Annotated in this window: 26 protein-coding genes and 1 pseudogene; 11 read left to right on the top strand and 16 right to left on the bottom strand. The window is 72.5% G+C overall.

Annotated features, from left to right (window positions below; translation table 11 throughout):
• Nucleotides 1-46 precede the first annotated feature (46 nt).
• On the bottom strand, nt 47-2,242 hold the full coding sequence (locus ABT034_RS24030) for an ATP-binding protein (protein ID WP_351218458.1): 2,196 nt from the start codon (nt 2,240-2,242) through the stop codon (nt 47-49).
• Between the two features lie 310 nt (nt 2,243-2,552).
• Here ABT034_RS24030 and ABT034_RS24025 point away from each other — a divergent pair.
• From ABT034_RS24025 to ABT034_RS24010, 4 genes and pseudogenes are all read left to right on the top strand, one after another.
• A pseudogene (locus tag ABT034_RS24025) lies at nt 2,553-3,095 on the top strand (phosphoribosyltransferase); the annotation flags it as partial.
• 114 nt (nt 3,096-3,209) lie between these two features.
• Nucleotides 3,210-5,084: a transketolase gene (locus ABT034_RS24020; protein WP_351218493.1), complete on the top strand. Its 1,875-nt coding sequence runs from the start codon at nt 3,210-3,212 to the stop codon at nt 5,082-5,084.
• Between the two features lie 237 nt (nt 5,085-5,321).
• A complete protein-coding gene (locus tag ABT034_RS24015) occupies nt 5,322-6,506 on the top strand; it encodes an alcohol dehydrogenase catalytic domain-containing protein (protein ID WP_351218456.1) in 1,185 nt (394 codons plus the stop codon).
• A gap of 122 nt (nt 6,507-6,628) precedes the next feature.
• Entirely contained in the window at nt 6,629-7,105 is a 477-nt protein-coding gene (locus ABT034_RS24010; RefSeq protein WP_351218454.1) for a hypothetical protein, read from the top strand.
• A gap of 29 nt (nt 7,106-7,134) precedes the next feature.
• Here the strand turns inward: ABT034_RS24010 and ABT034_RS24005 are convergent, their stop codons facing one another.
• The 7 genes from ABT034_RS24005 to ABT034_RS23975 all read right to left on the bottom strand — a co-directional run bounded on the left by ABT034_RS24005 (nt 7,135) and on the right by ABT034_RS23975 (nt 11,820).
• Nucleotides 7,135-7,818 (bottom strand): DUF6766 family protein, encoded by a 684-nt coding sequence (locus tag ABT034_RS24005; RefSeq protein ID WP_351218452.1) that lies wholly within the window; start codon nt 7,816-7,818, stop codon nt 7,135-7,137.
• Between the two features lie 81 nt (nt 7,819-7,899).
• Nucleotides 7,900-8,304 (bottom strand): hypothetical protein, encoded by a 405-nt coding sequence (locus tag ABT034_RS24000; protein ID WP_351218450.1) that lies wholly within the window; start codon nt 8,302-8,304, stop codon nt 7,900-7,902.
• A 117-nt stretch (nt 8,305-8,421) separates the two neighbouring features.
• A complete protein-coding gene (locus ABT034_RS23995) occupies nt 8,422-9,600 on the bottom strand; it encodes a baeRF2 domain-containing protein (protein ID WP_351218448.1) in 1,179 nt (392 codons plus the stop codon).
• A gap of 126 nt (nt 9,601-9,726) precedes the next feature.
• The gene (locus ABT034_RS23990) at nt 9,727-9,897 is read right to left on the bottom strand and encodes a hypothetical protein (RefSeq protein WP_351218446.1); all 171 of its coding nucleotides are present in this window, start codon (nt 9,895-9,897) and stop codon (nt 9,727-9,729) included.
• Between the two features lie 16 nt (nt 9,898-9,913).
• On the bottom strand, nt 9,914-10,447 hold the full coding sequence (locus ABT034_RS23985) for a DUF5709 domain-containing protein (protein ID WP_351218444.1): 534 nt from the start codon (nt 10,445-10,447) through the stop codon (nt 9,914-9,916).
• 87 nt (nt 10,448-10,534) lie between these two features.
• A complete protein-coding gene (locus tag ABT034_RS23980; protein ID WP_351218442.1) occupies nt 10,535-10,762 on the bottom strand; it encodes a DUF6480 family protein in 228 nt (75 codons plus the stop codon).
• A 92-nt stretch (nt 10,763-10,854) separates the two neighbouring features.
• Nucleotides 10,855-11,820, bottom strand: coding sequence for an LLM class F420-dependent oxidoreductase (locus ABT034_RS23975; protein ID WP_351218491.1), 966 nt, complete (start codon nt 11,818-11,820; stop codon nt 10,855-10,857).
• Between the two features lie 188 nt (nt 11,821-12,008).
• On the opposite strand from ABT034_RS23975, the gene ABT034_RS23970 reads away from it, so the two are divergent.
• On the top strand, nt 12,009-12,545 hold the full coding sequence (locus ABT034_RS23970) for a cysteine hydrolase family protein (RefSeq protein ID WP_351218440.1): 537 nt from the start codon (nt 12,009-12,011) through the stop codon (nt 12,543-12,545).
• Nucleotides 12,546-12,593: 48 nt separating this feature from the next.
• On the opposite strand, the gene ABT034_RS23965 is transcribed toward ABT034_RS23970, so the two are convergent.
• The 3 genes from ABT034_RS23965 to ABT034_RS23955 form a co-directional block, all read right to left on the bottom strand.
• Nucleotides 12,594-13,067: a hemerythrin domain-containing protein gene (locus tag ABT034_RS23965; protein ID WP_351218438.1), complete on the bottom strand. Its 474-nt coding sequence runs from the start codon at nt 13,065-13,067 to the stop codon at nt 12,594-12,596.
• A 96-nt stretch (nt 13,068-13,163) separates the two neighbouring features.
• Nucleotides 13,164-13,583, bottom strand: a complete 420-nt coding sequence (locus ABT034_RS23960) for a CBS domain-containing protein (protein ID WP_351218436.1) — start codon at nt 13,581-13,583, stop codon at nt 13,164-13,166.
• 89 nt (nt 13,584-13,672) lie between these two features.
• Nucleotides 13,673-14,260, bottom strand: a complete 588-nt coding sequence (locus ABT034_RS23955) for a type 1 glutamine amidotransferase domain-containing protein (protein ID WP_351218434.1) — start codon at nt 14,258-14,260, stop codon at nt 13,673-13,675.
• A 190-nt stretch (nt 14,261-14,450) separates the two neighbouring features.
• Here ABT034_RS23955 and ABT034_RS23950 point away from each other — a divergent pair, with 190 nt between their 5' ends.
• On the top strand, nt 14,451-14,606 hold the full coding sequence (locus ABT034_RS23950; RefSeq protein ID WP_351218433.1) for a DUF5670 family protein: 156 nt from the start codon (nt 14,451-14,453) through the stop codon (nt 14,604-14,606).
• 324 nt (nt 14,607-14,930) lie between these two features.
• A complete protein-coding gene (locus ABT034_RS23945) occupies nt 14,931-15,851 on the top strand; it encodes a SigB/SigF/SigG family RNA polymerase sigma factor (RefSeq protein WP_351218431.1) in 921 nt (306 codons plus the stop codon).
• On the opposite strand, the gene ABT034_RS23940 is transcribed toward ABT034_RS23945, so the two are convergent.
• The 5 genes from ABT034_RS23940 to ABT034_RS23920 all read right to left on the bottom strand — a co-directional run bounded on the left by ABT034_RS23940 (nt 15,796) and on the right by ABT034_RS23920 (nt 18,830).
• A complete protein-coding gene (locus ABT034_RS23940) occupies nt 15,796-16,272 on the bottom strand; it encodes an ATP-binding protein (RefSeq protein ID WP_351218430.1) in 477 nt (158 codons plus the stop codon). The two genes, ABT034_RS23945 and ABT034_RS23940, sit on opposite strands and share 56 nt — an antisense overlap.
• Nucleotides 16,256-16,675, bottom strand: a complete 420-nt coding sequence (locus ABT034_RS23935; RefSeq protein WP_351218428.1) for an STAS domain-containing protein — start codon at nt 16,673-16,675, stop codon at nt 16,256-16,258. The genes ABT034_RS23940 and ABT034_RS23935 overlap by 17 nt, the downstream gene beginning before the upstream one ends.
• A gap of 169 nt (nt 16,676-16,844) precedes the next feature.
• Entirely contained in the window at nt 16,845-17,048 is a 204-nt protein-coding gene (locus ABT034_RS23930; RefSeq protein WP_351218426.1) for a cold-shock protein, read from the bottom strand.
• A 155-nt stretch (nt 17,049-17,203) separates the two neighbouring features.
• The gene (locus ABT034_RS23925; protein WP_351218424.1) at nt 17,204-17,968 is read right to left on the bottom strand and encodes a GntR family transcriptional regulator; all 765 of its coding nucleotides are present in this window, start codon (nt 17,966-17,968) and stop codon (nt 17,204-17,206) included.
• Nucleotides 17,969-18,062: 94 nt separating this feature from the next.
• Entirely contained in the window at nt 18,063-18,830 is a 768-nt protein-coding gene (locus tag ABT034_RS23920) for a GntR family transcriptional regulator (RefSeq protein WP_351218422.1), read from the bottom strand.
• Nucleotides 18,831-19,005: 175 nt separating this feature from the next.
• On the opposite strand from ABT034_RS23920, the gene ABT034_RS23915 reads away from it, so the two are divergent.
• From ABT034_RS23915 to ABT034_RS23900, 4 genes are read left to right on the top strand one after another with little or no spacing between them, the layout of a single operon-like run.
• The gene (locus ABT034_RS23915) at nt 19,006-20,265 is read left to right on the top strand and encodes an extracellular solute-binding protein (RefSeq protein WP_351218420.1); all 1,260 of its coding nucleotides are present in this window, start codon (nt 19,006-19,008) and stop codon (nt 20,263-20,265) included.
• A complete protein-coding gene (locus ABT034_RS23910) occupies nt 20,262-21,161 on the top strand; it encodes a carbohydrate ABC transporter permease (protein WP_351218418.1) in 900 nt (299 codons plus the stop codon). The genes ABT034_RS23915 and ABT034_RS23910 overlap by 4 nt, the downstream gene beginning before the upstream one ends.
• The gene (locus ABT034_RS23905) at nt 21,158-21,991 is read left to right on the top strand and encodes a carbohydrate ABC transporter permease (protein ID WP_351218416.1); all 834 of its coding nucleotides are present in this window, start codon (nt 21,158-21,160) and stop codon (nt 21,989-21,991) included. The genes ABT034_RS23910 and ABT034_RS23905 overlap by 4 nt, the downstream gene beginning before the upstream one ends.
• Nucleotides 21,992-22,000: 9 nt before the next feature.
• Nucleotides 22,001-23,524 (top strand): beta-N-acetylhexosaminidase, encoded by a 1,524-nt coding sequence (locus ABT034_RS23900; protein ID WP_351218414.1) that lies wholly within the window; start codon nt 22,001-22,003, stop codon nt 23,522-23,524.
• The last annotated feature ends 17 nt before the right edge of the window (nt 23,525-23,541 follow it).

Below are 23,541 nucleotides of genomic sequence, written 5' to 3'. Positions count from 1 at the left end.
GATTCCTTCGGAGGGGAGGGCCGAGGCTCGGGCGGGCGAACCTTAGTTACTGAGGGGTAAGTATGCCGTAGTCGGCGGCGCCCTGTCCTGCCTTCCACGTCTCAGGCCCGGAGCTGTCCTTGTCGTGTCGCGTCGGCGTACGGGGGCCGTCGGCGGCGGGTTCCAGGTGGTCGAGCAGCCGGCGGAGCGCGGTGTGGGCCTGCGGGGCGGTGTCCGGGCCGGCGGTGAGGTGCCTCAGGGCGCGGTGGGCGCGGTACCGTGCGCGGCCGGTGCGTCCGGCGCTGCGGTCGGCGAAGGCGCGTGCGTAGTGGGCGAGGGCCGTGGCCCAGCTGTCGTCGCGGTTACGGCGCTGGGCGAGGGCGCGGCGGGCGGTGCGGGCGGCGGTCTCGGGTGCGGTGGGGGCCTGGGCGATGGCCAGGGCGGCGAGGCTGACGGTCGGCGGCGGGCCGCCGGGGGCCGCCTCCGGGATGGTGTCGGCCGCCTGGCGGTAGTACCGGGCGGCCGCCTCCGTGTCCTGCCGCCGCCAGGCCAGTGTGCCGTGGACGTGGGCGATGCGGCCGACGAGGGCGTCGTCGCCGGCCATGACGGCGGCGGGCCAGGCGAGGTCGAGGAGGTGATGGGCGGTTCGCGGGTCGTGGTCGGCGATCAGCCAGGCGGCCAGCCATCTTCCGCGTGCCACGAGCGGGCTGTCCGGCGGGAGATGGGGCAGCAGGCCGAGGAGGAGCCGGCTGCCCTCGCCGGCGCGGTCGTGGACCGCCCACCAGAACCAGAGCCGCAGCACGATCTCCAGGGCCGTCTCGGTGTGCTCGCCGGGGGGAGACGGGTCGGGCGAGGGGTGGGGCGCGTGGTCGGGTACGGGGTCGGGCGTGGGGTCGGGTACGGGGTCGGGGTCGGGCGCACGCTCGGGTACGCGGCCCGGCGCCCGCCCAGTGCGGGCCAGTGCCCGCGAAACGAGTGCCATGAGGTCCTCGTACTCGTCCAGGACGATCCGCAGCGCCTGCTGCTGGAGGCCCATGTGCCACAGCGTCTCGGCCACCGCCGCCACGCCGCGGTAGTGGGTCGCGTGCCGGGCGAGCGCGGCCGGGAACTCCCCCGCCCCGCGGAGCCGTTCGCCGCCGAAGTCCCGTGCGGCGCGCGCCATGCGGTAGCGGGGCCGGCGTACCGCACCCGGCTCTCCGTGCACCCGGAGTACCCCCGCCGCGCTCAACAGGGCGAGGCTGGAGGGGACCTGGTCCGGTTCGACCTCGGCTCCCGAGCACAGGAGGACGGCCGTCGCCTCGGTGAACGAGCCCTCGAAGACGCTCGCGCGGTGCCAGACCCTCCGTACGACCGGGTCGCACAGCGCGTGGACCGCACCCATGGAGGCGGCCAGGGACCGGTGCCGCCGGAGCGCGGGGCCCGGACCTGTCAGCCAGCACTGGCCCGACTCCAGACGGGCGCCGAGTTCGCGGAGCGACCCGTCGCCCAGCTGACCGGCTGCGAGTTCGATCGCGAGGGGTACCCCTTCGAGGAGTCGGCACACCCTCCTGACGTCCGGCAGGTCGGAGTCCTCCACCGGCCGGCCGCCGGGCGTGGGGGACGGCGTGCGGGCCAGGAAGAGCTCGACGGCGGGGGACGGCTCCGGCCCGCCCGCCGGGGATTCGACCTCCAGGGGTGCGACGCGCACCACGTGTTCGTCGCCGAGGCCGAGGGCGCGGCGGGCGGTCACGAGGACGCGCAGTCCGGGCACGGCCATCAGGAGGCGCTGCACGAGGCCCGCGCACTCGGTGTGTACGGGGTCGACGTCGTCCAGGACCAGCAGGAGGGGCTCGGCCGGTACGGCGCGCACCGCCGCGACGACGCCCATGTCGTCGCGGGCGGCGGCCGGCGGCCTGCGGGCGTTCGCAGCGTCCCGCGCTGGCACGATCGCGGCCTCCGGGCCCCCAGCAGTCGCGGCGGTGAGGTCCCGGACGAGCCGTGTCGTGAGTGCGCGCGGGCCCACGGGCACGCCGTCGTGCCAGCGCACCCGGACCACGGCCCGCCAGGTCCCGTCGCCCGGGGCGTCGGTGACGGTCAGGGCGAGCCGGCTCTTGCCGACTCCGGCCGCTCCCGTCACGGTCACGAGCCGGTGCCGGGCCAGGGCCGCCCGGAGTTCGGCCAGCTCCGCGTCGCGGCCGACGAGGCTGCCCGTTCCCCCCGGCCGGCCGCCGGGCGCCCGCCCGGGGCCGTCGTCACACGTCCACACCTTCGGGTGCTCGACCACCTGGTCGCCTCGCTTCGATCGGGGACGCCGTGTTCCCGAGGCCTCGTTTCGGCACGGAACCCGCAGGCCCCGCGTGCAGAACCGTCACTGCAAACGGCGTCACGGCAACCAACGCGGGAGCGGCACGCCGAGTGGCGCCGCCGGACGCCGGACCACCCGCCATGACGAACGGCCGAACGCCTGACGCAGACGGGCCCTCGCAGCGGTCATGTCCTTCCTCGAACCGGGTAGTCGCCGGTGTGCCCAGCCTTTGGGCGTCGTGGGCCTTCGTCGGCGGCGTCCGGCATCGCGGAAGGAAGGATGATCTCCGATGCGGTTCCACGATCATCGACAGGCCGGTAAGGAACTCGCCTCCCGACTCGTCGCGCGGGCGGCCGGCGGGGGCCTCGCGGATCCCGTCGTGCTCGCGCTCCCACGTGGCGGCGTACCCGTCGCGGCGGAGGTGGCCCGCGCTCTCGGAACCCCGATGGACGTGCTGGTGGCACGCAAGATCGGTATGCCGGACCGGCCCGAGGTCGGCGTCGGCGCCCTCGTGGGTGAGGACGCACCCGTGTTCGACGAGGCGAGCCTGGCGATGCTCGGGATGAGCGAGGACGAGTTCGCCTCCGAGGTCGCCCGCCAGCGGTCCGAGCTGCACCGCCGCGAGGATCTGTACCGGCAGGGCAGGCCGGCGCCCGCCACGGCCGGCCGGACCGTCGTCCTCGTCGACGACGGGCTCGCCACGGGCGTGACCGCGCGCGCCGCCCTGCGCCATCTGCGCGGCACGCGTCCGGAGCGGCTGATCCTCGCCGTACCGGTCTGCTCGCGGGAGGCCCACGACGCCATGCGCCGCGAGGCGGACGAGGTGATCTGTCTGCACCGGCCGGATTCCTTCCGGTCGGTCGGAGAGTGGTACGAGGAGTTCCCCCAGGTCACGGACAACGAGGTGATCTCGACCCTGCGCACCCCCCGGCTCAGTCCCACGACCATGCTCGGCCCCGGAAGCGGCCTCGACCAGGTCTTCGAGCTCGCCCAGCAGCTCCGCGTGGATTCCATCCGGGCCAGTACGGCCGCGGGGTCCGGGCACCCGACCTCCAGCTTGTCCGCCGCCGACCTCATGGCGGTCCTGCTGACCCGCCACCTGCGGTACGACTGGGAGGCGCCGGACGATCCGGCGGCCGATCACCTCGTCTTCTCCAAGGGGCACGCCTCGCCGCTGCTCTACTCGATGTTCAAGGCGGCCGGGGCGATCGGCGACGACGAGCTGGTGACGACGTACCGCCGCTTCGGCAACCGGCTGCAGGGCCATCCCACGCCCGTGCTGCCGTGGGTGGACGTGGCCACGGGCTCGCTCGGGCAGGGCGTCGCGTACGGCGTGGGGATGGCGCTCGCGGGCCGTGACCTGGAGAAACGCGACTTCCGTGTGTGGGTGCTGTGCGGCGACAGCGAGATGACCGAGGGTTCGGTGTGGGAGGCCCTCGACAGGGCGGGGCACCATCGGCTGGCGAACTTCACCGTGCTCGTCGACGTGAACCGCCTCGGTCAGTGCGGTCCCACCGAACTGGAGTGGGACACCGACGCGTACGCCCGCCGCGTGGAGGCGTTCGGGTGCCGGGCGATCGTGATCGACGGCCACGACGTGGAAGCGATCGACCGGGCCCTGACCACGGCCGCCGACGGACAGGCGCCCACCGTCGTCGTCGCCAGGACCGTCAAGGGGCGGGGCGTGGCGGAGGTCGCCGACAAGAACGGCTGGCACGGCAAGCCGCTGCCGCAGGACATGGCGGACCGGGCCGTCGCCGAACTCGGCGGCGTACGCGATCTGCGGGTGCGCGGGCCCGTGCCGCCCGCCGCGCCGCCCGCGTCCCCGCCCCGTGCGGCCGGGACGGAGGCAGGGGACGTCGAGCTCCCTTCGCTCCCCCGCTTCGACGTCGGCGACGAGGTCGCCACCCGGGTCGCCTTCGGGGGCGCCCTCGCCGCGCTCGGCGCCCGTCCCGACGTCGTCGTGCTGGACGCCGAGGTGGGCAACTCCACGCACGCCGAGGACTTCCGCAAGGACCACCCCGAGCGGTACTTCCAGAGCTACATCGCCGAACAGCAGATGATCGCCGAGGCCGTCGGCATGGCCGTGCGCGGATTCCGTCCGTACGCGACCACCTTCGCCGCCTTCCTCACGCGCGCGCACGACTTCATCCGCATGGCCGCCGTCTCGCAGATCAGCATGGCCCTGTGCGGGACGCACTGCGGCGTCGAGATCGGCGCGGACGGCCCGTCTCAGATGGGGCTCGAAGACCTCGCCATGATGCGCGCCGTCCGCGGGTCCACCGTTCTCTACCCGAGCGACGCCACTTCGGCGGCGGCCCTGACCGTGGCCATGGCCGATCTCGACGGCATCTCGTACCTGCGCACCACCCGCGGGGCGTACCCGGTGCTCTACCCCGACGGCGAGACCTTCCCCGTGGGCGGTGCCAAGGTCCTCCGCCGCAGTGCGCACGACCGGGTCACGCTCGTGGGCGCCGGCGTCACCCTCCACGAGTGCCTCGCCGCCGCCGAGCGTCTTGCCGACGACGGCATTCCGGCGCGCGTCGTGGACCTGTACTCCGTGAAGCCGATCGACATGGACGTCCTCACCGGCGCGGCCCGGGAGACCGGTGCTCTCGTCGTCGTCGAGGACCACCGTCCGCAGGGCGGGATCGGCGAAGCCGTCCTGTCCGCCCTCGCCCCGACCGGCCACCACCCTGCCTTCGCCCATCTCGCCGTCACCGGCCTTCCGGGCTCGGGCACCACGGAGGAACTCCTCGAGGCGGCCGGGATCTCACGCACCCACATCGCCGGGGCCGCCCGCCGGCTCGTCGAGGGGTAGAGGAGCGGCGGTGGTGGTTCCGCCCGCGCGCCGCTGCCCGGTTGGAGGGGAAGCGTCCGGGCAGCGGCATCCGGCGGCTGCCCGGACGCGGCGTGCCCATGCGCGATCGATTCGCCGGGAATGCGTGTATCCGGGGAGTAGTGCCGCTGGTCACGGGTAACCGCCGGGCCGGGCTTCGGGCGGGCGCATCGGGGCACTGCGGCCCGGCCCGGGAAGAGACGGGAAGGTGGCAGAGAGATGAAGGCCGTCACATGGCAGGGCCGGCGCCGGGTCTCGGTGGAGACGGTGCCGGACCCGACGATCCAGGAACCCACCGACGTGATCGTACGGATCACGTCGACCGGGCTGTGCGGATCCGATCTCCATCTGTACGAGGTGCTGGGGCCGTTCCTCGATCCCGGGGACGTACTCGGGCACGAGCCGATGGGTGTCGTCGAGGAGGTGGGCCCCGACGTGCGGCGGCTCCGGCCGGGCAGCCGTGTCGTGGTGCCGTTCAACATCTCGTGCGGCACCTGCGCGATGTGCGCGCGGGGGTTGCAGTCCCAGTGCGAGACGACGCAGGTGCACGCCTACGGCACGGGCGCGAGCCTGTTCGGGTACACCAAGCTGTACGGGCAGGTGCCGGGCGGGCAGGCCGAGTACCTCCGGGTGCCGTTCGGGGACACCCTTCCGGTCCCCATCCCCGAGGGGCCGCCGGACGACCGTTTCGTGTACCTCTCGGACGTCCTGCCCACGGCGTGGCAGGCCGTGCAGTACGCGGAGGTGCCGCCCGGCGGCTCGGTCGCGGTGCTCGGCCTCGGCCCGATCGGGGACATGGCCTGCCGGATCGCGCTCCTGCGGGGAGCCGGTCTCGTCATCGGCATCGACCCGGTGCGGGAGCGGCGCGACCGCGCCGCGGCCCGAGGCGTACACGCGGTGGATCCGTCCGAGGCCGGTGGCGAACTCATCGACCGGGTGAGGGACCTGACGGACGGCCGGGGTCCGGACGCGGTCATCGACGCCGTCGGCATGGAGGCCCACGGGGCGCCGCTCGCCCAGGGGCTGCAGACGCTGGTCGCCCATCTGCCCGACGCCCTGGCCGGGCGCCTGATGCGCCGCTACGGCGTCGACCGGCTCTCCGCGCTGCATCTGGCGGTCGAGCTGGTGCGCCGCGGGGGCACGGTGTCACTGGCGGGGGTGTACGGGGGCGCGGCCGACCCGATGCCGCTGTTCGCGATGTTCGACAAGCAGCTCCGGCTCCACATGGGCCAGGCGAACGTCCTGCGCTGGGTCGATGACCTGCTGCCGCTGCTCACCGACGACGATCCGCTGGGCGTGGACGACTTCGCCACCCACCGCCTTCCGCTCTCCGCGGCGCCGGACGCCTACGACATGTTCCAGACGAAGCGGGACGGAGCGGTGAAGATCCTGTTCACACCGTGAGTGATCCCCTCGCACCGTGAGGTGAGGGCCGACCGTCCGGGCGAGTGCGGGGCGCGGCAGCGGGTACCCGCCGCCGCGAGACGTCCGCGCACGGGACGTGCGTACCGAGGAGGTGGTGCGAGATGCCCCCCAGCACCGTACGAAGGGACGCGGGCCGCAGGCGCCGGACGGCGCCGGCCGCCCTGCTGGCCGCGAGCGCGGCAGCCGTGCTCGTCCTGGCCGGATGCGGGGACGACGGCTCCGACGGCGCCGCCGAGGACCGCGCGGACGCCACCACGGCCGTCTGCGAGGAACTGGCCGGTCTCCAGGGCCACAGCAGCGAGATGCGGAACATCGACTCGTCCGAGACCGTCCAGGGCATCCAGGACGTCCGGGCCGACATGGTCGACGACATGGGCAGCATCGAGAAGGCCGCCGAGGACGCCGGTGTGAGCGTCGACGCGCTCCAGGCCGCCTTCCAGAAGCTCGACGTCGCCATGGACCACCTGGACAGGAACATGAACGCCCCGGCCGCCCTCAGCCAGGTCACCCCGCACCTGGACACGCTGGACAAGGAGATCAGGAATACGGAGGACCTCGCCGGCTGCGTCCGTGAATGAGGCCGATGTGTCAGGACGGGTGGGCGCTGTCAGCCCTCCACCCCGGTCGCCGTGTGGGCGGCGCCCACCGGTTTGGACTCCGGGGAGCCGCGCTGCCGCAGGTAGACCGAGAGGATCACCATCGAGGCGACGGCGAGGAGTTCGGACTGCCAGTTCTGGAGCGTACGGTTCCAGAACTCGGCGGAGACGACGTACGTGCTCCAGCCGACCGGGTCCTGGAGCTCGCGCAGCTGGTTCTCGTTGTAGGTGACCACGCCGGTGACGGACTGCGCCAGCCAGGACAGCAGGAAGATCAGGAGCATGACGATGCCGAGGGAGTTCGAGTAGAGGCTCCGGCGCAGTCCGCCGGCGGAGGCGGAGCGGGGTGACTCCGGTGTCGCGTACGCGCCGAGCTTCTGTTTCTCGTCGGTCTCCCGGCCGATGTCGCCGAGCGGTTTCGACTCCGGCGAACCGCGCTGGACCAGCCAGACGGTGCCGAACACGAAGAGGAAGAACTGGAGGAACTCCGACTGCCAGTTCTCGGTGACGTCGACCAGGAAGTCCGAGGTCAGCACGTACTCCCCGCACCCGAGGGGGTGCAGGTCGGCCGAGGTGAGGACGGTGTTGAGTTCCGCGCAGCCGGCGAAGGCCTGGCCGACGAGCGTGAGGAGGAAGGCCGTACCGAACGCGAGGGTCAGGCAGTTCTGGCGGAGGAACCGTGCGGGGCCGGTCATCGCTGCGTCAGCCCCACCGTGATCGCGAGGGCGAGGCCCGCGGAGACGAGCACCAGGCAGAGCACGAACAGCAGACGCACGTCAGTCCGCCTTCACTTCGCACCGGGCCGGGCGCCCGGGCCTCGGCGTGCAGCCGGCCGCGGTGACCTTCCAGCCGTCCGGGAAGGAGGCGAGGAAGACGCTGTCGCGCGCGAACACCACGCGGGCCTGCTCGCCGTAGACGTCGGTGGCGACCGGCTCGCCCGCGGCGGCGGTGGCGGGGTCGAGGTCGGCCAGGACGGTGGGGCAGGGACCGTCCTGCTCCACCTCTTCGCGGGTACCCGGCGCCAGGGCCGCGCAGGCGCGTTCCGGGTCGGAGGCGCGCAGAGCCGCCCCGAAGTCCAGGGCCGCCGAGCGCGCGGCGGAGGCCCGCTGCTCCACGTCACCGCATCCGGCGAGCCCGAGTGGCAGGGCGCTCATCAGGAGAAGGGCGGCGGCCGGACGCATGGGACGAGGATCGCCCGCCGTACGGCGACGGCCCCGGTCGGGTGGCCTGACACGCGGAGCGTTGCCCCGTGCGGCGTACCGGCCGCCCCGGGGTGCTGCTTCCTGCCCGTGGGGCGGTCAGGGTGCCGCCGTCGGCGAGGGGGGCGGGCCCGGGGTCCAGCGCAGTACGGCGCCGAGACCGCCGGCCGGGCCCCGCATGTCCTCGGGGACCACGAGCACCTCGGAGTCGGCGGCCACGCAGGCGCGCAGCAGGGCGTCGTCGGCGCGGGCCTCTTCGGGTCCGCCGTACCCCCAGCCCCTGGCCTCGGTACGGCCGAGGGCGATGTCGTACGCGCCGGAGCCGACCCACACCGGCCGCCCGGCGTCGGAGGCCCCGTGACCGAGCAGCAGGGTGGCGACCTGGTGCTCCCGCACGGCCTCCACCACCGCCGGTACGCCTTCGGCAGCCGACCCGGGACCGGTGTCGAAGACCGACTCGCGGGGGTCTCCGGGCCGCCCGCGACCCGCGTGGAAGGCGTCGAGCGCGCGCCGTACCCGTTCGCGGGTGAACCGGGCGCGGGCCTCCTCGACCTCACGGCCGAGCTGTTCGCTGGACGCGCCGACCGCTCGGCTGCCGTGCTCCACCTCGACGGCGAGGCTCCGCAGCCGCTGCGGGAGCCGGTCCCGTACGGCCCTGCGCTCGCGTGCGTCCCCGGCCAGGACGAGGAGGGTGCCGCCGTCCTGGGGGCAGCGCCGGGCGAGTTCGGTGGCGATGGTGTCGGCGGTCTCCTCCCAGGCGCCCTCGATCTTGTTGCTGTAGTGCCATGCGTACCGGTCCTGGGGCATGCTGCGGTGGCCGCGACCCTGCCACTCCTCCCCCGCGACCTGGCCCACGGCCGCCCTGCCCTCGGTGCCCCACACCTCCAGGTCGGCGCCCATGCGGTCGATCAGGGCCACCTGGCACCGCGGTTCGTCACCCCGCAGGAACATCAGGGGCGTGATGTGCGGAAGGCCCGTCCAGGTCACTTCCGCCGCGGGCGGGGCCACGTGGAGGGGAAGGTCGAGCACGACCTCCCCGGCCGTCGCGAAGAGGGCGCGGCCCGGCGGAGCGCCGGAGGCCGGCTCGGCCGCGAGCCGTGCGGCGACCGCTCTGAGGGTGGCCGGATCGGCGCCCTCGTCGACGAGGTGTCCGAGGACGGCACGGCCACGCAGTTTCTGGATCTTCGCCCCTTCCTCGGTCGCCCGGCTCGTCTCGATGAAGACGGAGGCCCAGGGGCCGGGGTGCCCCAGGAGAGGCTTCAGGAAGTCGAGGTCCATGGTGTCTCCAGGTGCGGTGTCTCCAGGTGCTTCGGACCGGGCAGAAAGGGTGTCCACCGGATGCTCAGGAACAGGCGGCAGCGTCGGAGCTTCGCTCCGCTCCGGGCGGCGCGGGCTCGTGTCTCCTCACACGCCGTGGCGCCTCTTCCTCTCCTGCTCCTCGTCCTCCTCCTTCCCGCGCTCGCCCTCCGCCTGGGAGGGGGTGGTCTGCCGCATCACGTCGTCGCCGTCCGACGCGTGCTTGCTCGGCTCGGTCCCGGGGTCATTCCCGCGTTCGTTCATACGCTTGTCGCTCATGGGGTCCTCCGCTCCGTCAGGTGGCGTCCGAAGAGCGCGTGTCATCGGACTCGTCCACCGCGGTGTCCACATGCATCGCGGCCTCCTCCGCGGGCGCGGCGCCGTCGTCCAAGCCGACGTCCCGGGCGACCGCGCGGTCGATCCGGCCCGGGGACGTGTCGACCGGTGCCAGGCGGCCGGCGCGGGTGGCGCCCGCCTCCTCGTCGACGGGTTCTCCGTCGCCTTCCGGGAGGTCGCCGATGCCGTCGCCCTCAAGGGGCGGCTCCTCGGGGATCTCCTGGGCGAGCCGGTGGTCGAGCGTGTCGCGCTCCCGCTGTTCCCGCGGCGTGGTGCCGTACCGGTTGACGCCCCGGGGGCGGTCGGGCGGGGAGTAACCGGGGACGGCCATGTCGTCGATCGGGTCCGTCACCAGCGCGTTGTCGGGGTCGAGAGCGCCGGAGGGGCGGTTGGACGCGTCGGAGTGGGTGGGCTGGTACACGTCGTCGCCGCGGGACTCGTCCGGGCCGGTCTGGTCGGCGCTGGTGTCCGGGTCGGACTCGTTGCTGGTCATGGCCGGTTCCTTTCGTCTCGGTCTCGGTGGGGGCGGGGCGGGGGCCGGTCAGCAGGTGGCGCGTCGGCCGGTGGCGGGGGTCGCCGGTCAGTCGGTGGCGAGGATGATCGCGTACACGAGGAAGAACAGGGCGCACACGACGACGAGTACCCACAGGAGCACCAGGGGGCCCCTGCCCCAGCCCCGGCGGAGCGGCCGGTACGGCCCCGTCCCGGTGCTCGTGCCCGATTCCGCCGGCGGCGTCTCTCCCGGTCGGGTGGTTCCGCTGTCCGGGAAGTCCCGGGGGTCGGGGTCGGGGTTGCTCGGTCTGGTCATGACGTTCATCTCCCTGCGAGGTGCGAGGTGTGAGGCCGGACGACCTGACGGCCGTACGGCCGACCGCGACGACCCGACGAGTCCCCGGGTCCCTACATGGCGCGGAGCGCGGGCAGGAGTTTCGTCTCCGCCCAGCGGAGGAAGGGCTGCTGGTGCTCGCCGCCGACCTGGACGAGGGCGAGGTCGGTGAACCCGGCCTCGGCGAAGGGGCGGACCGCTTCCACGACGGCGTCGACGTCGTCCCCGCAGGGGATGCTCTCCGCGACGTCCTCCGGGCGAACGTGCTCGGTCGCCTGGGCGAAGCCCGCCGGCAGGGGAAGCTCGGCATTGAGGCGCCAGCCGCCGAGGGACCAGCGGAACTGCTCGTGGGCTCGGGCCACCGCCGCCTCCCGGTCGGTGTCGTAGCAGATGGGGAGCTGTCCGATGCGCGGCTTGCCGGCGCCGCCCTGCGCGTCGAACGCGTCCACCAGCTCGCGCTTCGGCTCCGTCGCGATCAGCAGGTCGCCGTGGCGGCCGGCGAGCGCGCAGGAGCGGGGGCCCGACGCGGCGATGCCGACGGGTGGCGGGGTGTCGGGGACGTCCCAGAGTTTGGCGTCGTCGACCTGGTAGTGCCGCCCGTGGCGTGTCACGTACTCCCCCTTGAAGAGGGCGTGGATGATCTCGGCGGCCTCGTCGAGCATGTCGAGGCGGACGCGTGCCGAGGGCCAGCCCGCGCCGACGACGTGCTCGTTGAGGTTCTCGCCCGAGCCGAGACCGAGCCGGAACCGGCCTTCGGAGAGCAGTTGCAGGGTCGCGGCCTTCTGCGCGACGACCACGGGGTGGTAGCGGAACGTCGGGCAGGTCACGAAGGTCATCAGCGGAATGCGGGAGGTCGCCTGGGCGGCCGCGCCGAGGACGCTCCAGGCGTACGGCGCGTGTCCCTGCTCCTCCAGCCAGGGGAAGGAGTGGTCGGAGATCACGGAGAAGTCGAAGCCGATCTGCTCCGCCTCGACCACGTGCCCGACGAGCTCACGGGGCCCTGCCTGCTCGGTCATCATCGTGTATCCGATACGCATCATGCCCCGCGACTTGCCACGGCGGGCGTGCCTGAAACGGGTCATTTGCCGGAGACTGGTCGGGATGCCCCGGGGGCCTCGTACCGCGGGAGTTCTCGGATGGCGTGTCGCGGGCGGGCCGGTAGCGTGGACGCCCTGGGGGACGAACCGGGCCGCACCGACGCGGCCGGCCGGACAACCGGGAGTCGGCCTTGGCCAAGTACGCGCTCGTGGTCATCGACATGCTCAACACCTACCGGCACGAGGACGCGGACCAGCTCGTCCCGTCGGTGAGGAGCGCCCTTCCCGGCATCGTCGATCTGCTGCGGCGCGCCAGGGCGGCGGGCATTCCGGTGGTCTACGCGAACGACAACTTCGGCCGTTGGCGCTCCCACCACGGCCAGATCCTCGACATGGCCCTCTCCGGCCACCACCCGGAGCTCGTCGAGCCGGTCAAGCCCGACGACGACTCCCTGTTCGTGGTCAAGGCCCGCCACTCCGTCTTCTACGAGACGCCTCTCGAGTATCTGCTGCGCAGCCTGGACGTCGAGGCGCTCGTCCTCACGGGGCAGGTCACCGAGCAGTGCGTGCTCTACTCCGCCCTGGACGCGCACATCCGGCACTTCGCCGTCACGATTCCCCGGGACGCGGTGGCCCACATCCACGGGGACCTCGCGGACGCCGCGCTGCGGATGGTGGAGCGGAACATGGGCGGTCGGATCGTCGACGCCGCCGACATTCCCTGGTGAGCACGCCCTGGGGCGTGTCCGCCGCGACCCCGATCCGCCGGACACGCCCTAGTCGTCGGCGCTCGGTACGTCGAGCGGGTTGCCCGGCGCTTCCTTCCTGGCCGCCTCCATGCGGTCGCCCAGTTCGAGCAGCCGGTTGCGTCCCATGGCCTTGCGGACGTCGGGGAACCACTCCTGCTCCTCCTCCTCGACGTGGTGGCGCACGTTCTCCATGAGGACGGACATCTTGGCGTCGAACCGCTCGTCCTCCGGGTCGAGCCCGCGGAGCTCCGAAAGCATCCACAGCACGACGTGGTGCTCCTCGACGCTCTCCAGGACGTGATCGGTGGTGTCCGGGGCGGCTTCCCGGGCGGCGGGGTAGAAGACCTTCTCCTCGATCCACGTGTGGGTGGTGAGCTCCCGGATCACCTCGTCCGCGATCTCACGCTTCCGCGCGTACGCGTCGTCACCCGCTCGCTCGAACTCCTTGAACAGCTTCTCCACGGTCTTGTGGTCTTCCCGGAGCAGTACGATCCCGTCCATACGAGCCCTTCCTTCCTTGGTGGCCATCCGGCCGGTGGAGTCACGGACGGGCGGTCCGGTGGCGTCGAGACGCGACGCCACCGGACCGTCCCGGGGTCAGGATTCCTCGGAAACCGACTCGACGAGGTCTCCGACATGCCGGTCGGGCAGGGCCCGGGCGACATCCGCCTGGGCGATGATGCCGACGAGTACGTGGCTGTCGATGACGGGGACCCGGCGGATCTTGTGCTCGCTCATGACGCTCAGGACCTGCTCGACGCTGTCGTCGGCCTGGACGGTGACGATCTCACCCTCCGCGCAGTCACCGGCCGTGCACTGTCCCGGGTCCTTGCCCTTCGCCACGGCCTTCACGACGATGTCGCGGTCGGTGAGCATCCCCTTCAGCTTCTCGTCGGGGCCGCATATGGGCAGCGCGCCCACGTCCAGCTCGACCATCTTCCGGGCGGCGTCGACGAGGGTTTCGTCGAAGCGGACACAGGTCGCGTCGGGGGTCATGATGTCGCGTGCGGTGGTCATGTCTATCGCCTGCACTCATGGTGGTGGTGGCTGTGTCCCACACGCGCCTGCCCCGTCCCGGCCCCCGCATTCCCCGCCTCGTGACCCCGTCACGAGCCGTCGAGCGCGTCGACGATCGCCGCCGAGAAGGCGTCGAGGTCGTCGGGCTTGCGGGAGGTGATCAGGGGGTGGGTCCCGGAGGTGTCGACGACGACCTCCTGGTCCACCCATTCGCCCCCGGCGTTCTCGAGGTCGGGGCGGAGCGACGGGTAGGACGTCAGCTTGCGGTCCCGGGCAAGCCCGCTGTCCACGAGGACCCAGGGTCCGTGGCAGATGGCGGCCACGGGCTTACCGGCCTCGGCGAAGGCCGAGACGAGGCGCCGCGCCTCGTCGTCGACGCGCAGCTGGTCGGCGTTGAGGGTGCCGCCCGGCACGACGACCGCGTCGAACCCGTCGGCTGTGGCGTTTTTCAGCGTCGTGTCGGGCTGGAGGACGGAGCCCGGCTCGCGGTCCGAGACGAGGGTCTGGACGGCCTCGTCCTTCTGCGCGGCCAGCGTGACGCCGGCGCCGGCCGCACGCAGGGCGTCCATCGGCTTCTTCAGTTCGTCCTGCTCCGTCCCGTAGTTCGTGGTGAGGACGAGGACGTTCTTGCCCTCGAGGACGTTTCCTTCGAGGGCGTTCTTTCCGGCGAGCGACACGGCGTGTTCCTCTCTTGCGATCGAACCCCCGTCGTCCCTGCGGCTGACCGCGTGGGCGCCCCTCAAACCTGCCGGAAAGGAGAGGAGTTCCCGGACGCACATGATCTGGTGCAGATGGGGGCAACCGCTCGGGGGACCGAGGGCTTCGCGCCGAGGACCGGCCGGCCCCTGAGGCAATGGAGGTGCCGCCATGGTTCCCCTTCTTCTCGTCCTCCTCGTGATCCTGATCCTCTTCGGCGCGGGATTCGCGCTCGACGTGCTCTGGTGGATTGCCATCGTCGTGCTCGTGCTGTGGCTGCTGGGCTTCCTCATGCGGAGCGGTGGTGGTCGCTGGTACCGGTGGTGAGGCGAGGATCCCTCGACAACGGAAGACGGCCGTGCCCCGGACGATGTCCGGGGCACGGTCACGTCCGGGGCGCGGCCACGTCCGGGGCACGGGCACGTCCGGGGCGCGGCCACGTCCGGGGCGCGGCGGGCTGATGTCCGGCCACCGCAGAGCCGGGGCGCGGATGCAGTAGCGGTGCCGACACACCCGCACGAATTGCGGCAGAATCGTGTCAAACAGCCCCACAACGGGCATCCTCCCTTCAGGACGCTCGACTGACGGGACCCCCGCCACCCGCCCCCGGGCCGGTGACGCGGGCCCTCCGCCACCGTCGAAGGAGCTTTCATGGCCACCGTCGGAGACCGCTCGGTCACCTCGCACCACGCGCCGGAAGCCGCTGGGTCGCCGGGAGCCGTGACGCGCCGGGCGGCGCTCGACGGCCTCCCCGAGCCGACCCGACCGACCGCCGTCTCCACGGACGACGCCCGGACGCTCTCCGTCGCGCTCTTCGAACGGCTGCGGGTCCTGGAAGAGGGGACCCCGGAGCACGCCTACGTCCGCAACACCCTCGTGGAGCTCAACCTCAGCCTGGTCAAGTTCGCCTCCCGCAGGTTCAGGAACCGTGCCGAACCGGTGGAGGACATCATCCAGGTCGGCACGATCGGGCTGATCAAGGCGATCGACCGCTTCGACCCCGAGCGTGCCGTCGACTTCTCCGCCTTCGCGCTGCCCACGATCGTCGGCGAGATGAAACGTTTCTTCCGTGACACCAGCTGGGCGGTACGGGTGCCTCGGCGCCTCCAGGAGATGCGGATCGACCTGGCCAAGGCGGCGGACACCCTGGAACAGGGCCTCGGCCGGCGCCCCAGCCGCGCGGAGCTGGCCGCGCAGCTGCATCTCACGGAGGACGACGTCACCGAGGGCCAGCTCGCGGCGCACGGCTATGCCGCCCGCTCCCTCGACGTCCCCGCGGGCGACGAGGAGTCGGCCCCCGGCGCGAGCCCGCGGCACCTGGCCACCTGCGAGCCCTCGTACGAGCTGATCGAGTCCCTGACGTCGCTGCGGCCGCTGCTCGACCGGCTGCCCGAGCGCGACCGGACGATCCTCGAACTGCGCTTCGGCGAGGAACTGACCCAGGCGGAGATCGGCCGCCGGATCGGCCTCTCCCAGATGCACGTCTCGCGCCTGCTCACCCGGATCCTCGGGGAGCTCAGGACGGGTCTCCTCCAGGAGGAGGACTCCACGGCGGAGGAGACGGACGGCTGATCTCCAGCCACACCACCTTGCCCTCCACTCCCTGCCCCCGGTCCTCGCTGCCCCAGTCGCCGGCCAGCCGGTCGAGCACCATCAGGCCGTGACCACCGGGCAGCGCGGGCGACCGGGCCCCCTGGACGCGGGGATGCTCGGGGCTTGAATCGGCCACCTCCACCCGCAGCCCTCCCCGCCCGTGCCGCAGCACCAGCTCCTCCGGGCCGCCGGCGTGCAGGCACGCGTTGGTGACGACCTCCGACACCAGGAGCAGCACGTCCTCGATCCGCTGTTCGGCCTCTTCGGTCGCCGGGGGGATCCAGCCCCAGTCCGTCAGGGCCTCGGCGGTGAAGTCCCGGCAGCGCGACACCACGCCCCGGGTCCCGTACAGCGCGAGTCGGCGCACCTGCTCGGGGGAGCCGTCAACGCTCTCGGACATGGTGCCCGCCGCCTTCGTGGCCCGGCCCGGAGAGTGCCTCGTCCGTGCTCTCGTACACCTGGAAGACGTCGCGGGCGCCGGTGATGTCGAACATCCGGTCCACCGGCGGGCGCAGTCCGGCGAGGTCAAGCCTCCCGCCCGCCTCCAGCACCCGCATGCGTGCTCTGAGCAGCACGTTGAGCCCGGAGGAGTCGCAGAACCCGAGGCCGGAGCAGTCGACGATGATCCGCCCGCTGCCGTCCCCCTGTTCCAGGGCCTCGCGCAGCGGCTCGACGCCGTCGCGGTCGAGCTCCCCCACCAGTACCAGGACGACGGCGTCCCCGCCCGGCACGGGCCGGACGTCCACGCCGAACCGGCCGGAGAGGTCGTCCGCCTCTTCCCCCGCCCGCTCTTCGTCCACCATGCGCTCACCAGCCTCCTCGTTACCTTTTGCCCTTTCTACACCCCTTCCACGCCCCCGCCGCGCCCACGCCGTCCGGTGTCGACGGCGGCGCGTGGTGCGGGGTGCCGTGACACGCAGACGGCGCCCGTACGAGGCGGGCGCCGTGGAAGCGGGATGCGCGGGGCCAGGGTCAGCCGCGGACGATGTTCTCCGCCTGCGGGCCCTTCTGGCCCTGCGTGATGTCGAACGTCACGGTCTCGCCCTCGTTGAGCTCGCGATAGCCGTTGCCCGAGATGTTGGAGTAGTGAGCGAAGACGTCCGGTCCGCCGCCGTCCTGGGCGATGAAGCCGAAGCCCTTCTCGGAGTTGAACCACTTCACGGTGCCGCTGGCCATGCTCGTCCTTCTGGTCAATCCGGCAGCGGCCCCGGTATCGGGCCGCTGCGGAGCCCTCTTGCGGGCGTCCACTCCAGTCCTCCCCCACCCCGCCGGTCCCTACACACACCATTCCGATCTTCTTACAGCGTTCTTGCGCGCCCGCGCGCGAGTGGTCACTCCACCGTCTCCCACCACGCCCCGCCCCGGGTGTCCCCGGCCCGTGGCGGCTCGGTCATGCCCTCGCGCAGGGCGAGGCGGGAGACGATGCGGTAGCGGTCGCCCCGGTAGAGCGAGCGGACGTACTCGACCGGCCTGCCCGTGGTGTCGGAGGTGGTCCGGTCGAAGAGCAGGGCGGGTGAGAGCACCGGCACGTCGAGGAGGGCCGCCTCCTCCTCGCTCAGTACGGTCGGCTCGATGGACTGGACGGCGTGGGCAGTGCGGATGCCGCGCTTCTCGCGCAGGTGGGCGTAGAAGCCGCCCTCCATGTCGGCGGTGGTGAGTCCGGGCACGAGCTCGGCCGGGAGGTACAGGTGTTCCAGGGCGATCGGAGCCCCGTCGACCCGGCGGAGGCGGGTGACGTGCACCAGCTCCGCCGCAGGGGAGAGCGTCAGCTTGCGGCCGATCCGCGCGCCTGCCCGTACGGTACGGAGTTCGAGGACCGTGCTCGTCCAGGCGCCCCTGCCCCGGGGCGCGCCGGCCGCATGGTGCTCGGCGACGAGTTCCTGGGTGATCTTGGCGGGTGCGACGAACATGCCCCGCCCGTGCTCCCGTACGAGCAGGCCCGTGGCGACAAGTTCGTCGACGGCGGCGCGCAGGGTGGGCCGGGAGACCCCGAGGGTGGCGCAGAGGGTGCGCTCGGAGGGGATGGCGTCGCCGGGGCGGCGTCCGTCGATCACGGTCAGCAGGTGCTGCCGTACCCGCTCGCGCTTGAGCTCCATCGCGTCCCCTCCCGGTGTGCCCCCGGCCGGGGGCTGTCTCCCCGGTGCGCCGCCGGCCGGAGGGTCCCCTCCCCGGTGCGCCGTCGGCTGGGGGTCAGTATGCATCTCCCTCGGTCGAGGAGGTCACGAGGCCGTCGCGGGTGAAGTCGAGACGGGAGACGATGCGGTAGCGGTCGCCGCGGTAGACCGAGTGGACGTACTCGACGGGGCGGCGGGCGGTGTCGAGGGTGAGGCGTTCGATGAGGAGCGCGGGCGAGAGGACGGGGACGTCCAGGAGCGCGGCCTCGTCCTCGCTGACGACGGTGGGCTCGATCGACTGGGTGGCCTCCTGGACGTGGACCCGGTGGTGCTCCCGCAGGTGGTCGTAGAGGTCGCCCGCTTCGAGTTCCTCCGGGGTGAGGGCCGCGCCCACCAGGTCGGCCGGGATGTGCAGGTGCTCGATGGCCATGGGCGCGCCGTCGACCAGGCGGAGCCGTGCGACGTAGAGGAGTTCGGCGGCGGGTGAGAGGCGGAGCCGGCGTCCGATGCGGGCGCCGGCGCGGACGGTGGCGGACTCCAGGACGGTGCTCGACCAGCTGCCGGAGGCGCGGGGGACGGTGAAGGCCGCGTCGTCCGGGGCGAGTCGCTGGGTGATCTTGGCGGGTGCGACGAACATGCCGCGGCCGTGCTCCCGTACCAGCGCGCCGGTGGCGACGAGTTCGTCGACGGCGGCGCGCAGGGTGGGGCGGGAGACCCCGAGGGTGGCGCAGAGGGTGCGCTCGGAGGGGATCGGGTCGCCGGGGCCGCCTCCTTCGATCAGGCCCAGCAGGTGCTCCCGAACCCGCTCCCGCTTCAGCACTCCGCTGGAGGAGCCGTCCTTCATGCCACTTCTCCCTGACTGGTCAACTGGTAAGTCCGATAGTAGCGGGCTCGGTTGACCTGTCGATGGGTGAACAGCTCATGTTTTTCAGGGGATTGACGGCTCCTTCGGTCCGTGCCACCTTCTGGTCACACACCTGACCACTTGACCAATTGGTCAACCATGCATCGAGGTGCTCGTGAAGACTCGTCCCCTCGCCGGCCCCGTCGCCCTGGCGGCGGCCGTCGCGCTCGCCACCACGGCCTGTGGCGGATCCGGCGACCCGGTGACCTCCGGCGGACCGGAGAAGGTCACCGTTTGGATCATGAAGGACAGCGTCACCGACGCCTTCCTCGCCCGCTTCCGCTCCGGCTTCGAGGCGGAGCACCAGGACATCGACCTGGACATCCAGATCCAGGAGTGGGACGGCATCGGTGAGCGGGTGACGGCCGCCCTCGCCAGCAAGGACGCCCCCGATGTCATCGAGGTCGGCAACACCCAGGTCGCGCAGTACGCGGCGAGCGGCGGCGTGCGCGATCTGAGCGGCAAGACCGCCGAGCTGAACGGCGCCGACTGGCTTCCCGGGCTCGCCGAGCCGGGGAAGGTGGACGGTAAGCAGTACGGCATCCCGTGGTACGCGGCCAACCGCGTCGTGATCTACCACAAGGACCTCTTCGCCCAGGCCGGCGTCACGGCGCCGCCGAAGACGCAGGCCGAGTGGCTCGCCGTCACCGCGAAGCTCAACCGGGGCGCCACGCAGGGCATCTACCTGCCCGGCCAGAACTGGTACACCCTGTCCGGCTTCGTCTGGGAGGAGGGCGGCGACCTCGCCGTCCAGGACGGCACGGCGTGGAAGGGGGCGCTGGACACCCCGCAGGCCCTCGCCGGCATGGACTTCTACCGGAAGCTCCAGGCCCTGGGCAAGGGTCCGAAGGACTCCGACGAGGCCAAGCCCCCGCAGGCCGAGGTCTTCGCCAAGGGCGACGTCGCCCAGATCGTCGCCGTGCCCGGCGGCGCGAAGATCGTCGAGGAGATCAACCCCGCGCTGAAGGGGAAGCTCGGCTTCTTCCCCGTCCCCGGCAAGTCCGCGGCGAAGCCCGGCGCGGTCTTCACCGGCGGCTCCGACCTCGTCGTCCCGGAGGCGTCGACCCATCCCGAGGCCGCCTACGAGGTGGTCAAGGCGCTGGCGGGCGAGAAGTGGCAGACGGACATGGCGAGAACGATGAGCTACGTCCCCAACCGCACCTCCCTCGCCCGTGTCATCCAGGACGACGCGGGCACGGCCGCCATGGCCGCCGGCGCGGCCCAGGGCCGGGCGACGCCGAACTCCCCCCAGTGGGCCGCCGTCGAGGCCACCAACCCGATCAAGCAGTACATGACCGCCGTGCTCACCGGCACCGATCCCGCACGGGCGGCCGCGGCCGCCTCGCAGAGCATCACCAAGACCCTCGGCTCGTGAGACGGCCGAACGGGCCGGCTCTCTGGCCCTACCTCCTGGTGGCCCCGACCGTCCTCGGCGGCGTGTTCCTCCTCGGGTACCCCCTCGTCCGCAATCTGCTGATCTCCTTCCAGGAGTACGGCATGGGCGAACTCATCCGTGGCGGCGCCGGGTTCGTGGGGCTGCGCAACTACCGGACCGTCCTCACCGACCCCGAGTTCTGGGAGGTCGTCCGGCGCACCTTCTGGTGGACCCTGGTCAACGTCACGCTGATCATGGTGATCGGCACCCTGGTCGCCCTGATGACGCAACGGCTCAGCCGGCGGATGCGCGTCCTGGTGACGACGGGGCTCGTCCTCGCCTGGGCGAGCCCGGTCATCGCCACCACGACCGTCTTCCAGTGGCTCTTCGCCTCCCGCCTCGGGGTGGTCAACTGGGTGCTGGTCCAACTGGGGTTCGAGTCCTTCGAGGGCTACTCCTGGCTGGCCGACGGCCCCGCCGCCTTCACCGTCCTCGTCCTGCTCGTGGTCTGGCAGTCGGTCCCCTTCGCCGCCATCACGCTGCACTCGGCGCTCCTCACGGTCCCCGCCGAGCTGTACGAGTCGGCCCGGCTCGACGGGGCCGGAGCCTGGCGGATCTTCCGCTCGGTGACGCTGCCGCTCCTGCGGCCGATCTTCGGTCTCGTGCTCTGCCTGGAGGTCATCTGGGTCTTCCGCTGCTTCGCCCAGATCTGGGCCGTGACCAAGGGTGGGCCGGGCGAGGCGACGACCACCCTGCCCGTCTACGCCTACCAGGTGGCCAGGTCCCTGCACCGGTACGACCTCGGGGCGACCGTCTCCACCCTCACCGTCGTGCTCCTCGTGGCCGTACTCCTCGCCTACTTCCGTCAGATGCTCCGACAGGAGGCCGACCGGTGACCCCGCGCGCCCTGCGCCGACTTCCGCTGAACACCGCCGCGGCGCTCGTCTTCGTCCTGGCCGTCTTCCCGGTGTACTGGATGGTCCTCACCGCCTTCCGGCCCACCCGCGACATCCAGTCCGAGACCCCCGGGTTCCTGCCCGGTTCCGTCACCCTGGAGCACTTCCGGAACGCGGTGGCGGCCGACGGCTTCTGGATCTTCTGGCGCAACAGCCTGCTCGTGACCGCCGGCTGCGTCCTGCTCGCACTGGTGGTGGCGCTCGCCGCCGCGTTCGCCGTGGCCCGGATGCGCTGGCGCGGCAGGCGGGGCTTCATCCTCATGGTCTTCATTGCCCAGGTGGCGCCCTGGGAGGCGTTGTTGATCCCGATGTACGTCATCGCCAGGGACGCCGACCTGCTCGACCGGCTCGTGACCCTCAGCCTGGTCTACTTCATGATCACCCTGCCGTTCACCATCGTCACCCTCCGTTCCTTCCTGGCCTCCGTCCCCGCCGAGCTGGAGGAGGCCGCACAGGTCGACGGCTGCACCCGTGCCGCCGCCTTCCGCCGGGTGACCCTCCCGCTGCTCGCCCCCGGTCTCCTCGCGACCTCGCTCTTCGGGTTCATCACCGCCTGGAACGAGTTCGCCTTCGCCAACATGCTGATCATCAAGAACCAGGACGACCGGACTCTGCCCGTGTGGCTCTCGTCCTTCTCCAACGTCTTCGGCACCGACTGGGGCGCCACGATGGCCGCCTCCACCCTCTTCGCCCTGCCCGTCCTCGTCCTCTTCCTGGTCCTGCAAGGCCGGGTCGCCGCCGGAATGACCGGCGGAGCCGTGAAGGGATAACGCCCCGCGATGCCCCTGCCCCGACTCGTTCCCGAACCCGCCCCCCTGTCGCTCCCGCCCCGTCTGGTCCCCGAGCCCACCCGGCTCTCGGTCCTGCCCGGCTCGTTCACCTTCGACGCCACGACCGCGCTCAAGGTCTCGCCCGGCGCGGCGGCCGCCGCCGACCTGCTCCGCGCCCTCCTCCGCCCCGCCACCGGGCTGCCGCTGCCCACGCGCTCCGACGGCGCCGTCGTCCTCGCCGTCGACCCGGCGCTCACCGGCCTCGGCGAGGAGGGGTACGGCCTCACCATCGGCGCCGAGGGGGTGCTGCTGCGGGCCGCCCGCCCGCAGGGGCTCCTCGCCGGCGTCCAAACCCTGCGCCAGCTCCTGCCCGTCGAAGCCCTCCGCGACGAGGCCGTGCCCGGCGTCGCCTGGTCCGTCCCCTGCGTGCAGATCACCGACGTCCCCCGCTTCCCGTGGCGCGGCTCCATGCTCGACGTGGCCCGCCGTTTCCGGCCGGTCTCCTACCTCCGGCGGTACGTCGACCTCCTCGCCCTCCACAAGCTGAACGTGCTCCACCTCCACCTCACCGACGACCAGGGCTGGCGCATGCCGGTCGCCGCGCTCCCCCGCCTCACCGAGGTCGGCGGGGCGCCGCACGGGGGCGCCTACACCCGGGCCGAACTCACCGGCCTCGTCGCGTACGCGGCGGAACGCGGTGTCACCGTCGTCCCCGAGATCGAGATGCCCGGCCATGTCAGGGCCGCCCTCGCCGCGTACCCCGAGCTCGGCAACCACCCGGGCCGCACCTATGACGTCTGGAACCGGTGGGGCGTCTGCGACACCATTCTCGGCGTCCACGACGAGGCCCTCGACTTCTGCCGGACCGTCCTCGACGAGGTGATGGACGTCTTCCCCTCCTCGTACGTGCACATCGGCGGCGAGGAGTGCCCCACCACCGAGTGGCACACCTCCCCCGCCGCGCTCCGCCGCGCCGCCGAGGAAGGGCTGCCGGGCCCGGACGCCCTGCACGGCTGGTTCATGGAGCGGGTCGGACGCCACCTCCTCGACGCCGGCCGGGTGCCGCTCTCCTGGACCGAGAACGGCGCCGACCTCCCGCCGTACTTCACGGTCATGCCCTGGCGGGACGCCGACCACGGCCGCACCGCCGTCCGGCGCGGCCACGAGGTCGTCATGGCACCCCACCGCACCACCTATCTCGACTACCCCCAGTCCACCAGCCCCGCGGAGCCGCCCGGTCAGGCCGGGGAGGTCGTCGACCTGCGCACCGTCCACGGCAACGACCCTGCGCCCGCCGACTGGACCCCCGAGGAGTCCGCCCGGGTCCTCGGCGCCCAGGCCCAGCTGTGGACCGAGTACGTGCCCACCGACGCCCACGCCGAGTACCTCACGTTCCCCCGGCTCTGCGCCCTGGCCGAGGTCGTCTGGACGGGCCGTCACGACTGGCCCGGCTTCCAGGAACGCCTCGACCACCACAGGACCCGGCTCGACACCCTCGGGGTGCCGCGCCGTCTCTCCCCCACGTCCCCGTGACCACGTTTCCGTGACCA

It is taken from the genome of Streptomyces sp. NPDC002773 (assembly GCF_040295605.1).
In the GTDB taxonomy this organism is placed as follows: Bacteria; Actinomycetota; Actinomycetes; order Streptomycetales; family Streptomycetaceae; genus Streptomyces.
Note: the sequence above shows the minus strand (reverse complement) of the source record. Positions and strands in the feature narration are given on the sequence as shown.

Coding starts and splice junctions, on each gene's coding strand:
- ABT034_RS24020 (WP_351218493.1), top strand. CDS start 3,210: ATGCTCGGCCCCGGAAGCGGCCTCGACCAGGTCTTCGAGCTCGCCCAG.
- ABT034_RS24015 (WP_351218456.1), top strand. CDS start 5,322: ATGAAGGCCGTCACATGGCAGGGCCGGCGCCGGGTCTCGGTGGAGACG.
- ABT034_RS24010 (WP_351218454.1), top strand. CDS start 6,629: ATGCCCCCCAGCACCGTACGAAGGGACGCGGGCCGCAGGCGCCGGACG.
- ABT034_RS24005 (WP_351218452.1), bottom strand. CDS start 7,818: ATGACCGGCCCCGCACGGTTCCTCCGCCAGAACTGCCTGACCCTCGCG.
- ABT034_RS24000 (WP_351218450.1), bottom strand. CDS start 8,304: ATGCGTCCGGCCGCCGCCCTTCTCCTGATGAGCGCCCTGCCACTCGGG.
- ABT034_RS23995 (WP_351218448.1), bottom strand. CDS start 9,600: ATGGACCTCGACTTCCTGAAGCCTCTCCTGGGGCACCCCGGCCCCTGG.
- ABT034_RS23990 (WP_351218446.1), bottom strand. CDS start 9,897: ATGAGCGACAAGCGTATGAACGAACGCGGGAATGACCCCGGGACCGAG.
- ABT034_RS23985 (WP_351218444.1), bottom strand. CDS start 10,447: ATGACCAGCAACGAGTCCGACCCGGACACCAGCGCCGACCAGACCGGC.
- ABT034_RS23980 (WP_351218442.1), bottom strand. CDS start 10,762: ATGACCAGACCGAGCAACCCCGACCCCGACCCCCGGGACTTCCCGGAC.
- ABT034_RS23975 (WP_351218491.1), bottom strand. CDS start 11,820: ATGATGCGTATCGGATACACGATGATGACCGAGCAGGCAGGGCCCCGT.
- ABT034_RS23965 (WP_351218438.1), bottom strand. CDS start 13,067: ATGGACGGGATCGTACTGCTCCGGGAAGACCACAAGACCGTGGAGAAG.
- ABT034_RS23960 (WP_351218436.1), bottom strand. CDS start 13,583: ATGACCACCGCACGCGACATCATGACCCCCGACGCGACCTGTGTCCGC.
- ABT034_RS23950 (WP_351218433.1), top strand. CDS start 14,451: ATGGTTCCCCTTCTTCTCGTCCTCCTCGTGATCCTGATCCTCTTCGGC.
- ABT034_RS23945 (WP_351218431.1), top strand. CDS start 14,931: ATGGCCACCGTCGGAGACCGCTCGGTCACCTCGCACCACGCGCCGGAA.
- ABT034_RS23940 (WP_351218430.1), bottom strand. CDS start 16,272: ATGTCCGAGAGCGTTGACGGCTCCCCCGAGCAGGTGCGCCGACTCGCG.
- ABT034_RS23935 (WP_351218428.1), bottom strand. CDS start 16,675: ATGGTGGACGAAGAGCGGGCGGGGGAAGAGGCGGACGACCTCTCCGGC.
- ABT034_RS23930 (WP_351218426.1), bottom strand. CDS start 17,048: ATGGCCAGCGGCACCGTGAAGTGGTTCAACTCCGAGAAGGGCTTCGGC.
- ABT034_RS23925 (WP_351218424.1), bottom strand. CDS start 17,968: ATGGAGCTCAAGCGCGAGCGGGTACGGCAGCACCTGCTGACCGTGATC.
- ABT034_RS23920 (WP_351218422.1), bottom strand. CDS start 18,830: ATGAAGGACGGCTCCTCCAGCGGAGTGCTGAAGCGGGAGCGGGTTCGG.
- ABT034_RS23900 (WP_351218414.1), top strand. CDS start 22,001: ATGCCCCTGCCCCGACTCGTTCCCGAACCCGCCCCCCTGTCGCTCCCG.